The 13,456-nt window shown below is 62.0% G+C and carries 11 protein-coding genes; 7 read left to right on the forward strand and 4 right to left on the reverse strand.

The window, feature by feature from the left end:
• Positions 1 to 50: 50 nt before the first annotated feature.
• Together U3654_RS08315 and U3654_RS08320 are read left to right on the forward strand one after the other, a co-directional pair.
• On the forward strand, positions 51 to 1,508 hold the full coding sequence (locus U3654_RS08315) for a biotin carboxylase (RefSeq protein WP_324754868.1): 1,458 nt from the start codon (positions 51 to 53) through the stop codon (positions 1,506 to 1,508).
• Positions 1,509 to 1,516: 8 nt separating this feature from the next.
• Positions 1,517 to 2,509: a C45 family peptidase gene (locus U3654_RS08320; RefSeq protein WP_324754869.1), complete on the forward strand. Its 993-nt coding sequence runs from the start codon at positions 1,517 to 1,519 to the stop codon at positions 2,507 to 2,509.
• Between the two features lie 31 nt (positions 2,510 to 2,540).
• Here U3654_RS08320 and U3654_RS08325 read toward each other — a convergent pair whose 3' ends face one another.
• The 3 genes from U3654_RS08325 to U3654_RS08335 form a co-directional block, all read right to left on the reverse strand.
• Positions 2,541 to 3,542: a GlxA family transcriptional regulator gene (locus tag U3654_RS08325; RefSeq protein ID WP_324754870.1), complete on the reverse strand. Its 1,002-nt coding sequence runs from the start codon at positions 3,540 to 3,542 to the stop codon at positions 2,541 to 2,543.
• A 75-nt stretch (positions 3,543 to 3,617) separates the two neighbouring features.
• The gene (locus U3654_RS08330) at positions 3,618 to 4,397 is read right to left on the reverse strand and encodes an inositol monophosphatase family protein (protein ID WP_324754871.1); all 780 of its coding nucleotides are present in this window, start codon (positions 4,395 to 4,397) and stop codon (positions 3,618 to 3,620) included.
• Positions 4,394 to 5,170: a DeoR/GlpR family DNA-binding transcription regulator gene (locus tag U3654_RS08335; RefSeq protein WP_324754872.1), complete on the reverse strand. Its 777-nt coding sequence runs from the start codon at positions 5,168 to 5,170 to the stop codon at positions 4,394 to 4,396. The genes U3654_RS08330 and U3654_RS08335 overlap by 4 nt, the downstream gene beginning before the upstream one ends.
• 202 nt (positions 5,171 to 5,372) lie before the next feature.
• Between U3654_RS08335 and U3654_RS08340 the strand changes: the two genes are divergently transcribed.
• The 5 genes from U3654_RS08340 (at position 5,373) to U3654_RS08360 (ending at position 12,738) form a co-directional block, all read left to right on the forward strand.
• On the forward strand, positions 5,373 to 6,308 hold the full coding sequence (locus U3654_RS08340) for an ABC transporter substrate-binding protein (protein ID WP_324754873.1): 936 nt from the start codon (positions 5,373 to 5,375) through the stop codon (positions 6,306 to 6,308).
• Positions 6,309 to 6,400: 92 nt separating this feature from the next.
• Entirely contained in the window at positions 6,401 to 7,420 is a 1,020-nt protein-coding gene (locus U3654_RS08345) for a betaine/proline/choline family ABC transporter ATP-binding protein (protein WP_324754874.1), read from the forward strand.
• Positions 7,417 to 9,414 carry an ABC transporter permease gene (locus U3654_RS08350; RefSeq protein ID WP_324754875.1) on the forward strand — a complete coding sequence of 666 codons (1,998 nt, stop codon included), beginning with the start codon at positions 7,417 to 7,419 and terminating at the stop codon, positions 9,412 to 9,414. Before U3654_RS08345 ends, U3654_RS08350 begins: the two co-directional genes overlap by 4 nt.
• Positions 9,411 to 10,298 (forward strand): phosphotransferase, encoded by an 888-nt coding sequence (locus tag U3654_RS08355; RefSeq protein ID WP_324754876.1) that lies wholly within the window; start codon positions 9,411 to 9,413, stop codon positions 10,296 to 10,298. Before U3654_RS08350 ends, U3654_RS08355 begins: the two co-directional genes overlap by 4 nt.
• 1 nt (position 10,299) lies before the next feature.
• Positions 10,300 to 12,738, forward strand: coding sequence for an FAD-dependent oxidoreductase (locus U3654_RS08360; protein ID WP_324754877.1), 2,439 nt, complete (start codon positions 10,300 to 10,302; stop codon positions 12,736 to 12,738).
• 66 nt (positions 12,739 to 12,804) lie between these two features.
• Here U3654_RS08360 and U3654_RS08365 read toward each other — a convergent pair whose 3' ends face one another.
• On the reverse strand, positions 12,805 to 13,281 hold the full coding sequence (locus U3654_RS08365) for a c-type cytochrome (RefSeq protein ID WP_324754878.1): 477 nt from the start codon (positions 13,279 to 13,281) through the stop codon (positions 12,805 to 12,807).
• Positions 13,282 to 13,456: the final 175 nt, after the last annotated feature.

Raw genomic sequence — 13,456 nt, forward strand, 5'->3', positions numbered from 1 at the left:
ACGACAAGAGCAAAATAAAAAACGACCCTACCAACAGGAGGACCACAACCATGTCCGCAGAGCTCAAGAATATCTCGGAAATCCGTCGCCACTTTCACCGCAACGAGGATCCGATCTATTTCATATCGGCCACCAATTTCAACCTGCTGGGCCTTGATGAATGGTGCAAGAATTTCAAGTTTATCAGCTATATAGACTGCTATGGCGGCAAGCATCCGAACACGTTTGTCCCGTCCGAGCAGCCTCATGCCGAATTCCAGTCGATTGAGGACATCAACAACTATCTGCTGCAGCACAAGGAGGTCATCGACCTCATCAAACGGCGTGGCGGCAAGCCGAAATTCGTGTTCCTGATGTTTGACGCCGAAACTGAGCGGCTGAGCAAGGAACTGGGCGCCGACGTCTGGTTCCCCAAAGCCAAGCTGCGCCAAAAGATGGACAATAAGATCGAGACGGTCCGCATCGGCAACAAGGCGGGTGTGCCGTCTGTGCCCAACACGCTGAGCGTCGTCGAGAACTACGAGCATCTGAAAGAGATTTGCGACAAAGCCGGCCTCGGCCACGATCTGGTGCTGCAATCGGCCTATGGCGATAGTGGCCACACCACGTTTTTCATCAAGTCCGAGGCCGATTTCCGCCGCCACGAGCACGAGATCGTCGGCGAGGGCGAGATCAAGATCATGAAGCGGATCGATTGCCGCGGTTCCGCAATTGAGGCCTGCGCCACCAAGGAGGGCACCATCGTCGGCCCGCTGATGACCGAGCTTGTTGGCTTCAAAGAACTAACCCCCTATCGCGGCGGCTGGTGCGGGAACGAGATCTTTGCGACAGCCTTCCCACCCAAAGTGCGCCAGAAGGCCCGTGAACTGACCTTCAAATTCGGCGAGCAACTGCGCAAGGAGGGATATCGCGGCTATTTTGAGCTGGATTTCCTGATTGACAAGAAAACCGGTGATATCTGGCTGGGCGAACTGAACCCGCGCATCACCGGCTGTTCGTCGATGACGAATCACGCGGCATTCGCCCATGCCGACGCGCCATTGTTCCTCTTCCACCTGCTGGAATTCTCGAAAAAGAAATTCAAGCTGGACGTGGACGAACTGAACAGCCGTTGGGCCGATCCCAAGATGATCGACTCGTGGTCGCAGATGGTCATCAAACATACCGAAGATACCGTCGACATCGCGACCGCAGTGCCCGAAACTGGCATCTACCGGATGCGCGACGATGGCAGCATCGACTTTAACCGGTTTGATTATCACCGCCGCGCGGTTGGGTCCGAGAATGAGGCATTCTTTCTGCGCATTCTGCAACCCGGCGATTATCGCTATGAGGGGGCCGATATTGGCATTCTGGTGACGCGCGGACGCTCGATGACCAACGGATTCAAGCTGAACGAGCGTGGCAAGCGCTGGATTCATGGCATCAAAAAGGGCGTTCACGGGCGTCCCATGCCCACAGCCGAGGCAGGACCGGCCCTTGCCGATCCGGCCTTCAAGATCATGTAGATGGCTTGATGGAACTGAATTGGCGCGCAATCTCCGAGGATGAACCCGGCCCGAAATGGGCCGGGCTTTTCCATGAATACTGGCCCGACTACCATCGCTGGTGGGCGCGCGAGGGGCCCGAGGCGCGGCCCGGCTTTCTGGACAGTCACAAGGCGCTGCGCGCGCATATGCCGGAATTACTGCCGCTCTACGATCAGCTCTGCGAACTGGCGGGCGGCACGGACCACGCTGCGCGCTTTCTCAGCTTTTATTGCCCGCCCCCCTACCTATCGTCATGTTCACAGGCGATCTGGCCGGGGGCCGAGCCTGTTCTGGTGCGCAATTACGACTACTCGCCCAAGGCGTTCGACAGCCTGACCCTGCGCACCAATTGGCAGGGCCGCGCCGTCATGGGCACGTCCGACGGGCTCTGGGGGCTGGTCGACGGGATCAATGATGCGGGCCTCGCCGTCTCCCTGACATTCGGCGGCCGGCGGGTGGTTGGCGACGGCTTCGGCGTGCCGCTGATCCTGCGCTACGTACTGCAAACATGTGAGACGGCCGCCGAGGCGGGCCGCGTTCTGGCCCGCGTGCCGACCCATATGAGTTACAACGTCACCGTGGTCGATGCTCAGCGCAAATTCCTGACCGCGCTAATGGCCCCCGACCGCAAGACCACCATCACCCATCAGGCGGTCGCCACCAACCATCAGGAGCGGGTCGAGTGGGCCAGCCACGCGCGGTTCACAGCGACGGTCGAGCGCGAGCGCTATCTGCTGCAACGTCTGACCCTGCATGTCGATCCCGAAGAGAAATTCATCAACGCCTTCCTGCGCCCACCGCTTTATTCATCGCGCTTCGACGAGGGGTTCGGCACGCTCTATACGGCGGTCTATCGCCCGCAGAGGCTACAGATGGAGATGTGCTGGCCCCGCGCCCGCTGGCCGCTGAACCTGCATGATTTTCACGAGGACACGCGCGTGATTTATACGCCCGAGGGATCGCCTTCGGCAGCGGAATAGGCGCGGCGGAAGCCGGGCAAAATGGCGCCCCTCACCACCTCTTGCGAAACTTCCCTGGCGCCACGTCAAACTTGGCGCGGAACGCCCGCGCAAAGGCCGATGTTCCGCCAAAGCCGGTCGCGGCAGAGATCTCGGCAATGGGCAGATCCGTCTCGCTCAGCAGCGAATAGGCCCGCGCGAGGCGCATGTCGGTATAATAGCGCCGCGGGCTGAGGCCGGTATGCTGGGAAAAGCTGCGCTCAAGCTGGCGTTTCGAGATGCCGGTCTGTTGCGCGATCTCTTCGACTCTCAGCGGTTCTTCGAGGTGCAAGTGCATCAGGCGCATCGCGGCGATCAGGTGCCGATTGCGGCTGCCGATAACCGCCGAGCGGGCGGTTTTCTGGGGCGCATGGTCCGAATGACTGCGCCCGTGCAGGCACATATCCGACACGACCAGCGCGAAATCGTGGCCGAAATCAGCCTCGATCACGCTCAGCATCAGGTCGGTCGACGCGGATCCGCCCGCCGCCGTCATCAGGTCGCGGTCCACCTCATATAGGTTCGGCGTCGGCACAAGGTCGGGATAAGCCTCGACAAAAGAGGGCTGGTTTTCCCAGTGCAGCGTAAAAGTCCGCCCCCCCAGCAGACCGGCCTTGGCCAGCGTGAACGCCCCGGTGCAGATCGCGCCCACCGGCACGCCATGCGCTGCCTGCCGCGCGGCCCAATGCGTGACGCCGGTGTCCAGCGTCTCGGCAGGTTCGACGCCCGAGCAGACGAACACGCGCGCCCCCCGCTCAGGCGGCCCCAGCGGCGCATCAGCCACGATGGAAATGTTGTTCGAACAGCGCACGGGCGCGCCAGCCGGCGTCATCGTGCGCCAACGATACAGCTCCTGCTGCGAGATCTGATTGGCCACGCGCAAAGGCTCGATCGCCGCCGACAACGCCAGCATCGTCAGCTTGGGCAGCAGCACGAAATCAAACATCCGCGGCGCTTCGACGCGCGCGATGCGAAAACTGGCCGCGCCCTTGGGGATGTAGTCGGAATACGTCATGTTGGTTTTTTGCCGGTAATCTACAGCAACCTTAACATGCTCCCACGCCAAGGCCCAGCAGTAGCGAGCCCGATCTCAGCCGTTCAGCACGTCCAAGAGCGCCGCGTGCAGAGCAGGCGTCGCCGCCGTGACGACCCGCCCGTCCGAACCGAGGGCCAGCGGTCGCCCCTCCCAATCCGTGATGATCCCGCCAGCCGCCTCGATCAGCGGAACGAGCGGCATGAAATCGTAAGGCTCAAGGCCGATATCTGTCACCGCATCAATCTGTCCCGCTGCGACCAGCGCGTGAGGATAGCAATCGTGGGACATGCGCCGCGTGTGACCAATTTTGCACAGCCGCGCGAATAGCGCCGGATCATGCACATGCGTGCGCTCGGCCTCGTTGATATATAGGCGCGCATCCTCTAGCCGCGTGGTGGCGCGCACCGCAATCGGCGCGCCGTTCAACGTTGCGCCACCGCCCCGAATGCCGACAAATGTTTCATTCAGCGCAGGCATCCGCACGATACCGATCTGCGGCACACCTGCCCGCAAATGCCCGATCAGCATCCCAAAACCGGGATAGCCCGTCAGAAAGAACCGCGTGCCGTCGATCGGGTCGATGATCCAGGCGGGGCCGTCCAGCGATCCTGCGATGCCAAACTCTTCGCCAAAAATGCCGTGGCCGGGAAATTCGGCGCTCAGTGCCGCGCGGATCGCCTCTTCGGTGGCGCGGTCAGCGATTGTGACGGGGCTGGAATCGACGTCGTCCTTGGTCTCGATCCCGAGGTCGGACTGGCGGAAATGGCGCATCGGAACGGCACTGGCATCCTCTGCGATGCGCGCGGCGATGGCCGCAATCTCAATCAAACTCATACGCTTGCCACCTCTATCTGCGTGTTCCACTCTGCCGCCGCCGCCGCCAGATCCGCGGGCGGGGCCGTGTCTGTTACCAGTGTGTCGATCAACGCCGGATTGCAAAGCTTGATCGGCGCCGCGCGGCCAAATTTGGCGGAATCCGCCGCCACGATGCGCCGTGCTGCGCCCTTGATGATCGCGCGGCTGAAATTCGCCTCTTCGAGGTCGAACAGCATAAAACCGCCTTGCGCCGTAATGCCTGCTGTCGACAACACCGCCAGATCCGTCTTGAAATTACCGGCAAAGGCCATCGCCTCGGCCCCGAACGCGCCGCCGTCATGGGCGCGCAGCGCGCCCCCTGCCATGTAGACGCGGTTGCCGCCCCGCGTCGCCAGCTTGTAGGCGACCGAAACAGAATTGGTCACCACCAGCAGCCCCGCGTGATCGCGCAGCGCGTCGGCGATGTAGCTGGTCGTGCTGCCCACATCCAGAAAGACCGATCCGCCATCGGGGATCATCGCCGCGACGTGGCGCGCGATGCGCTGCTTGGCCTCAGGTGCGATCCGCAGCCGGTGCTGAAAGTCGCCCTCGCCGCCGATCTCGGCCAGACGCGCGCCGCCATGCATCTTTTCTACATGGCCCGCCTCGGCCAACGGCTTGAGGTTGCGGCGCACTGTTTCCTCGCTGACGTCCAGCTCGGTCGCCAGACGCTGTACGCGCAGCGAACCACCCGCGCGACGCAGCGCGTCAAGAATTTCCTGCTGTCGGTGCGTGGGATGGGCGCTGTCCATGGGGCCTGCCGATTAATAAGGGGCGCTGCCGGGGTCGCATTGCGCCGCGCCGTGTGCAAGCAGATTTTGGCATGACGCGCCACATAATCCAACATAAAACCACATTTTATGTTGCCATATGTTGCTTTCTGCGGTTCACTTACGGTCATAAGGCCGCACCCGACCGAACGAGGCGCAGCCGATATTCAGGGAGTCCCATTTAATGAAACGCATCGCCATTTCCGCCGCCGCGCTGGCCACGCTCGCGGCGCCCGTCCTTGCCGAGGTCGAAAGTCAGGATCCGATCCGCCTGACAACGCATGACTGGACCGGCCAGATCGTCAACGCCACGATCCTCAAGGACGTGCTGGAGCAGGCAGGCTACAATATCGAACTGGTTCAAGCCGACTACATCGCCCAATTTGCGGGCCTCAAGACCGGCGATCTGCACGTCGCCGTCGAGATGTGGGAGACGACAGGCCGCGAGGCAATGGATGAGGCCATCGGCACTGGCAACGTCGTCAACATGGGCGAAGGCGGCATGATAGCCATCGAGGAATGGTGGTATCCCAGCTATATGGAGGCACGCTGCCCCGGCCTGCCAAACTGGGAGGCACTGAACGATTGCGCGCAGGAATTCGCCACGTCCGAGACGGCCCCGCTGGGTCGATACCTCGGCGGGCCGGTCACATGGGGCGGCTTTGACGAAGAACGCGTCGAGGCATTGGGCCTGGATTTCGAAGTGGTCCATGCTGGCACAGACGCCGCGCTATTCGCCGAACTTGAATCGGCCTACCAGCGCGAGGCGCCCATCGTCCTGTGGATCTATTCGCCGCACTGGTCGACCACCAAATACGACGGTAAATTCGTGGAATTCCCCGAATACTCCAAGGCTTGCTACGAGGATCCGAGCGTCGGCATAAACCCCGACGCCGCCTATGATTGCGGCAAGCCGACAGGACCGATCTGGAAGGTCGCTTGGGCGGGCGTCGAGGACAAGTGGCCCGGCGCGGCCGAGATCATCCGCAACTACACGCTGACCAATGACGAAATGGGCGCGATGGTTACCGCCATCGATCTGGACGGGCAGTCCATCGAGGCGGTCGCTGACCAATGGATGACCGACAACGCCGACAAGGTAGACGGCTGGATCAACTGATTTTTTGCTGAGCCTGAGCGGGGGGCGCTTTGCCCCTCGTTTATTCCACGGTATTTCCTTTATGCCCGCCTCCGGGCCATTTTGAGGTGCAGATGCCCCGCGCGCGTAAACTGCTCTGCCGCAATGTCTGGAAGCTATACGGCCCGGATGCTGGCAACTTCCTGAACAAGCACCCTGATCCTGATGACGCCACTCTGCGCGATGCGGCCATGATTGGCGCCGTGCGCGCCGCCGATGTCGAAATCTGCGAGGGCGAGATTTTTGTCATCATGGGTTTGTCGGGGTCCGGTAAGTCCACGCTGGTGCGGTGTCTGTCGCGCCTCGTCGAGCCGACGGGTGGCGAGATTGAATTTGACGGCGAGGATTTGCTGGCGATGAGCAGCGCACAGCTAACGCAATTGAGGCGGCGCAAGATCGGGATGGTGTTCCAGAACTTTGCCCTGCTGCCGCATCTGAGCGTTCTGCAGAACGTCGCCTTTCCGCTGGATGTGCAGGGTGTTGACCGCCGCACCCGCGAGGCGCGCGCGAATGAGATGATCGAGACGGTCGGCCTGAAAGGGCGCGAGGACTATTTTCCCCGCCAATTGTCGGGCGGTCAGCAGCAACGCGTCGGCATCGCTCGCAGCCTCGTGGGCGAGCCTGAAATCTGGTTTCTCGACGAGCCTTTCAGCGCGCTCGACCCGCTTATACGGCGCGAGATGCAGGACGAATTCATGCGCCTTCAGGGGCTGCTCAAGAAAACGATTGTCTTTATCACGCACGATTTCGATGAGGCGATCCGCCTTGCTGACCGGATTGCGGTGATGAAAGATGGGCACATCGTGCAGACCGCCACGCCCGAGGAATTGGTGTTGAACCCCGCCACAGACTACGTCGCGGAATTCACCAAGCACATCCCGCGCGGCAAGGTGCTAAGCGTGGGCGCGATCATGGCGCGCCTCACGAACGGCACCTATGCCGGCGATCTGGAGGCATCCCAAAGGGTCGCGGATGTCGCAGATCAGGTCGAGGCGGCCCAGCGCCCCTTTCGCGTGATGAGGGATGGCGAGGCTGTCGGCAGCGTTGATGCCGCCGCCGTCATCGACGTTCTGATTGGTCGGGCCCGCGCATGAGTTGGCGACGCCTGATCGCGCCCAGCGCGCTGTTCTGGTGGGCGCTGCTGGCGGTGACATGGGCGCTCTCCAGTTATTCCTTTCAGCTTTACAAGGCGCTGGATGCGCGCTGGATCATCCGCTTTCCCAAGGGGTGGCAGCTGAACATCGAAGGCTGGATTTCCACCGCGATGAAATGGCTGCTGGAGGACGCGACATTCGGTCTGTTCACCTTTCAGGAGCTGACTCGCTTTATCTCGGCCCTGATCGAGGTGCCGTATGACGCCGCGCGTGCCCTGTTGGCGGACGGGTTTATCCACGGCCTTGGCAGCAACGCTGTTCAGATCGCGCCGCCGCTCAGCTGGATCGCGGTCACCGCGCTGATGGTGTTGCTGGCGCGCTATGCCAAGGGCTGGGGGCTGGCCGCGCTGGTTGGCGCATGTTTTATCTATCTGGCGGTGTTTGGCCAGTGGGACAGCGCGATGGTCACGCTTGCCTCGGTGGTGATCGCAGTGCCTATCGGCGTGCTGGGGGGCCTCGCCCTTGGGATTGCGTGCTACCGCGCGGCGTGGGTCGAGCGGGCGATGCGCCCGGTGCTGGACCTAATGCAGACGGTGCCGATATTCGCCTATCTCGTGCCGATCCTGTTCCTGTTTGGCTTCGGCCCCGTCTCTGCGTTGGTTGCAACAGTCATCTATGCGATGCCGCCGATGGTGCGGGTCGCTACGGTCGCCTTGCAGAGCGTGCCGCCCGAAGTGGTCGAGGCAGGGCATATGGCCGGCTGCACCAAGCGTCAGATGATGTGGAAGGTTCTGGTGCCCTCCGCCGCGCCGACGCTGATGGTGGGTGTCAATCAGGTGATCATGTTGTCGCTGAACATGGTCATCATTGCGTCGATGATCGGCGCCGGTGGCCTTGGGTTCGACGTCCTCAGCGCGCTGCGCCGTCTCGATATAGGCGGCGGGATCGAGGCTGGTCTGGCTATCGTGGTCATCGCCATCGCGCTGGATCGCGTCAGTCAGGCCTTCTCAAAACGCTTGCCCGCTGCCGCGCCCAAGCGGGGTGCAAACCTCGCCCAACGCCATCCTTACCTCGTGGCGGCGACGCTGATCGTCGGCGGCACGTATCTGGTCAGCCTCGCCCTGCCCTTTGTGCAGGACTACCCCGAGCGGTTCACCCTGACGACCAGCGCATTCTGGGAGGATGCGATGCGGTGGATCAACATCACGTTCTTTGACATTCTGGACACGATCAAGTCGTTCTTTCTCACGTGGCTCCTGCTGCCGGTGAAACGCTTTTTCACCGGTATCCCATGGGCATGGGGCATCATCGCCACCGGTTTGGCCGCTGCGCGTGTCGGTGGATGGCGACTGGGCCTGATGTCGGCGGCCATGGCCACGCTGATCGCTGCCGTGGGCCTCTGGGACAAGGCAATGACGACCGTCTACCTTTGCGGTGTATCGGTTCTGATCGCCTACGCCATTGGCGTCCCCCTTGGCATCTGGGCCGGGCAGCGGGCGCGCGCCCACGCGTGGGTCGGCGCGTTCATCGACACGCTGCAAACCCTGCCCAGCTTTGTTTATCTGATCCCGGTGGTGATGCTGTTCCGCGTCGGCGACTTTTCGGCGATGATCGCGGTTGTTCTCTACGCGCTGGCCCCTGCCGTGCGCTATGCGGCGCATGGCGTGCGCTCGGTCGATCCGCAGATGATCGAAGCCGGGCTGGTCGCGGGCTGCACACCCCGCCAGCTACTCTGGCGGATCAAGCTGCCGCTGGCCGCGCCCTCACTACTGCTGGGCCTGAACCAAACGATCATGTTGGCGCTGTCGATGCTGGTCATCACAGCCCTCGTCGGCACCCGCGATCTGGGTCAGGAGGTCTATATCGCGCTGACCAAGGCGAACACCGGCCAAGGTATCGTCGCCGGCCTTGCGGTCGCGTTTATCGCGATCATCGCGGATCGCATCATCTCGGCCATGGCGCGCCGATCACGGGAAAGGCTGGGCCTGTCATGACTCCTGATGAGGCGATCAAGACCGCGCGCGCCCTGCCCTGCTGGACAGCTGTGAGTGCCGCCGTGCCGTTGGATGGCGGCATCACCAACCACAACATCCGCGTGACGGATAAGGGACGCGACTATGTGGTGCGGCTGGGGCAGGACATCCCCGAGCACGGCATCCTGCGCTGGCACGAGTTGTCGCTCAGCCGTGCGGCTGCCGAGGCAGGGCTATCACCGCAAGTGCATCACGTCGAGCCGGGCGCGCTGGTCATCGACTTTATTGACAGCGTCGCACTGACCGAAAACGATCTGCATGACGAGGCCACGCTGATGCAGGCGACCGACCTCATCGCGCGGGTCCATCGCGACATGCCGCGCTATGCACATGGCCCGATCCTCGCCTTCTGGGTGTTTCATATTCTGCGCAGCTACGCCCATGACCTTCGGGAACGGGGCTCGCGCCATACCCCGCAACTGAGCGGCCTGCTGGACGAGGCGGACATGCTGGAACGCGCCGTCGGCCCCGTTGATCTGGTTCTGGGGCATAACGATCTGTTGCCTGCCAACATCCTGCGGGCCGAGGATCGCCTCTGGGTCATCGACTGGGAATACGGCGGGTTCAACTCGCCGCTTTTCGATCTGGGTGGCATCGCCTCGAACTGCGATCTGCCGCGCGCCGCCGAAGAGGCGATGCTGACCCGCTACTATGGCCATCCGCCGGATACCGCCCTCTGGCGCAGTTATTCGGCCATGAAATGCGCGTCGCTCCTGCGCGAAACGATGTGGTCGATGGTCAGCGAGCAGACCTCGACCCTCGAATTCGACTACGCCGACTACACCGACAAGAACCTCAACCGCTACCGCGCTGCGCTGGCCGCCTTCACAGACAAGGACACCTGACATGAGCGATTTCCCCAATCAGGCCCGTGCGGTCATCGTCGGCGGCGGCATCGTCGGATGCTCGACCGCCTATCACCTTGCCGATCTGGGTTGGGACGTGGTGCTGCTCGAGCGGAAGAAGCTGACCTCCGGCACCACGTTTCACGCCGCCGGCCTCGTCGGGCAGCTACGCTCGAACGCCAATATCACGCAGCTGCTGGGTTATTCCGTCGATCTCTACAAACGGCTCGAGGCCGAGACGGGTCAGGCAACCGGGTGGAAGATGAACGGCGGGCTGCGCCTTGCCTGCAACGCCGAACGCTGGACCGAGGTAAAGCGACAAGCGACGACTGCGCATTCCTTTGGCCTGGAAATGGAGCTGCTGACGCCATCGGAGGCACAGGAATTATGGCCGCTGATGCAGGTCGACGACGTCGTCGGCGCGGCCTTCATGCCGACCGACGGACAGGCGAACCCCTCGGACATCACCCTGTCACTGGCCAAGGGTGCGCGGCAGAAGGGCACCCGGATTTTCGAGGATACCAAGGTCACAGAGGTCATCGTCGAAAACGGCATCATCAAAGGCGTCGAGACGGAAAAAGGCCGCATCGACACGCCCATCGTAATCGCCTGCTGTGGCCAGTGGACGCGCCAATTTGCCAAACAGGTCGGCGTCAACGTCCCCCTCGTCCCGATCGAACATCAATATATGGTCACGGACCAGATAGACGGCGTAACCCCCGATTTGCCGACCCTGCGCGATCCTGACCGCCTGACCTACTACAAGGAGGAGGTCGGCGGCCTAGTCATGGGGGGCTATGAGGCCAATCCGATCCTCTGGGCCAAAAACGGCATCCCCAAGGATTTTCACTACACCCTGCTCGACAGTAACTTCGACCATTTCGAGCAGTTGATGGAGCTGTCCTTGGGCCGTGTTCCCGCGCTGGAAACCGCTGGTATCAAGACACTGACCAATGGCCCAGAAAGCTTTACCCCCGATGGCAATTTCATCCTCGGTGAAGCGCCAGAATTGCGCAATTTTTTTGTCGGAGCGGGCTTTAACGCCTATGGCATCGCGGCGGGGGGCGGCGCGGGCATGGCGCTGGCCGAATGGGTGGCCAAGGGCGCGCCGCCCTATGACCTCTGGGCCGTCGATATCCGCCGTTTTGGTCGCCCGCATTTCGACGACGACTGGATCCGCGCTCGTACTTACGAGGCCTATGGCAAGCACTACACGATGGCATGGCCGCATGAGGAACACTCATCAGCGCGCCCCTGCCGCAAATCACCACTCTATGACGCGCTGAAAACCCAAGGCGCGGTCTTCGGCGAGAAACTGGGATGGGAACGGCCCAACTGGTTCGCAGAACCCGGCGAAGAGGCGCGCGATATCTATACGTATCAAACGCCCAATTGGCACGACGCGGTCGCGCGCGAACACAAAGCGGCACGCGAAGCGGCTGTCCTCTTTGATCAGACGTCCTTTGCCAAGTTTGTGCTAAAGGGCCCGGAAGCCGAGGCAGCGCTGGGATGGATCGCGGCGAACGACGTGCGCGGCCCGGTCGGCACGCTGACCTACACCCAGATGCTCAACGATCATGGCGGGATCGAATGCGATTTGACTTGCGCACGCACAGCGCCTGATGAGTTCTACATCGTCACCGGCACGGGCTATGCAACGCATGATTTCGACCATATCGCGCGCAACATTCCTCAGGGTATGGACGCGCAACTCGTTGATGTGACGTCGGCCTATGCGGTTCTGTCAATCATGGGGCCAAGGGCGCGCGATATCGTTCAGGCCTTGACCCATGCGGACATGGGCAACGACGCTTTCCCCTTTGGCACGTGCCAGATGATCGCGATCGCGGGCGCGCCCGTGCGCGCATTGCGTGTCACATATGTGGGCGAATTGGGGTGGGAATTGCACGTGCCCACCGAGTACGCCACCGCCGTTCACGGCGCACTGATGCAGGCAGGTGAGCCGCACGGCCTATGCAACGCGGGCTACCGCGCGATTGAGACGCTGCGGTTGGAAAAAGGCTATCGCGCTTGGGCGTCCGATATCGGGCCGGACCACACGCCGCTGGAGGCGGGCCTCGGCTGGGCGGTCAAGCTAAAGACGAATATCGACTTCCGCGGTCGTTCTGCCTGCGCCGCGCAAACCGAGAATGGCGTCAAAAAGATCATGGCGACCTTCACCACTGCGCCGGGCGTGATCCTCTCGGGGCGCGAGACAATCTATCGGGATGGAGCGCGGTGCGGTTGGCTTAGCTCCGCTGGCTTTGGCCATACGGTGCAAAAATCAATCGGCATGGGCTATGTGCGCGACGCTAGCGGCATCACGCGCGCGGACGTGCTGAATGGCCAGTATGAACTGGAGGTCGCGGGCGAGCGCGTGCCCGCCGAGGCCTGCCTGAGCGCGCTCTACGATCCCAAAATTGAGAAGGTGAAGGCCTGAGGCATCCCAATCGTACCGTGAAAGGCAGGCCACTTGGCCTGCCTTTGGGCAGATCGGTCAGCTTCTCTACTCGGCCTTGGCCGGGGCGATCGAATGGAGAAAAGCGTAAATATCCGCTGCTTCCTGTGGGTCACGCACCCTCCAGCTCATCTTGCTGCGGGCTTTCTTGTCGTCCAGCTTTTCGCGCAGCCAGTCCGTTGGATTTTGAACGTAGGTCACAAAGTTTTCTTCGGTCCACACAATGTCCGTATCGGCCATCTCGGCCATCGACTTGCTGAATTTGAACCCTTCGACCGTCCCGACGGTCCCGCCCATGACGCCATAAAGGTTCGGGCCGGTGCGACCGCGCTTGCCTGCCAGCACTTCGCCGTCGTCGGATTTCACCACATGGCACGCCGTGCATTGCTTGGCGAACGCTTCCTCGCCGGCTGCGACGTCGCCGGTGGGGGCGGCAGTCGCGGTTTCGGGATTATCGCTTGCGGCAAGGGCTGGCGCGCTTAGCAGCAGCACGGCGGCGGTGGCTGTTGCAACAATGGGTTTCATTGGTCCTCCTTGGCCCTCAGCGGGCCTCTGTTCGGTTCAGTGGCACAACAAATATTACGCTGCGTCAGTTCCACTTTCACCCTGCCATTGCCTGAACGCACATGCCAACGCGCAGGGGGCGCAAATCGCTGGCATTTGGCGGCGTCTGATTTTATGCTCCGGCGCAAGCCTGCTA

Source organism: Roseovarius sp. Pro17 (genome assembly GCF_035599575.1).
Lineage (GTDB): Bacteria > Pseudomonadota > Alphaproteobacteria > Rhodobacterales > Rhodobacteraceae > Roseovarius.

Excerpts from the sequence above, each read along its gene's own strand:
- U3654_RS08355 (WP_324754876.1), top strand. The coding sequence starts at position 9,411 with ATGACTCCTGATGAGGCGATCAAGACCGCGCGCGCCCTGCCCTGCTGG.
- U3654_RS08330 (WP_324754871.1), bottom strand. The coding sequence starts at position 4,397 with ATGAGTTTGATTGAGATTGCGGCCATCGCCGCGCGCATCGCAGAGGAT.
- U3654_RS08345 (WP_324754874.1), top strand. The coding sequence starts at position 6,401 with ATGCCCCGCGCGCGTAAACTGCTCTGCCGCAATGTCTGGAAGCTATAC.
- U3654_RS08325 (WP_324754870.1), bottom strand. The coding sequence starts at position 3,542 with ATGACGTATTCCGACTACATCCCCAAGGGCGCGGCCAGTTTTCGCATC.
- U3654_RS08320 (WP_324754869.1), top strand. The coding sequence starts at position 1,517 with ATGGAACTGAATTGGCGCGCAATCTCCGAGGATGAACCCGGCCCGAAA.
- U3654_RS08365 (WP_324754878.1), bottom strand. The coding sequence starts at position 13,281 with ATGAAACCCATTGTTGCAACAGCCACCGCCGCCGTGCTGCTGCTAAGC.
- U3654_RS08340 (WP_324754873.1), top strand. The coding sequence starts at position 5,373 with ATGAAACGCATCGCCATTTCCGCCGCCGCGCTGGCCACGCTCGCGGCG.
- U3654_RS08315 (WP_324754868.1), top strand. The coding sequence starts at position 51 with ATGTCCGCAGAGCTCAAGAATATCTCGGAAATCCGTCGCCACTTTCAC.
- U3654_RS08360 (WP_324754877.1), top strand. The coding sequence starts at position 10,300 with ATGAGCGATTTCCCCAATCAGGCCCGTGCGGTCATCGTCGGCGGCGGC.
- U3654_RS08350 (WP_324754875.1), top strand. The coding sequence starts at position 7,417 with ATGAGTTGGCGACGCCTGATCGCGCCCAGCGCGCTGTTCTGGTGGGCG.
- U3654_RS08335 (WP_324754872.1), bottom strand. The coding sequence starts at position 5,170 with ATGGACAGCGCCCATCCCACGCACCGACAGCAGGAAATTCTTGACGCG.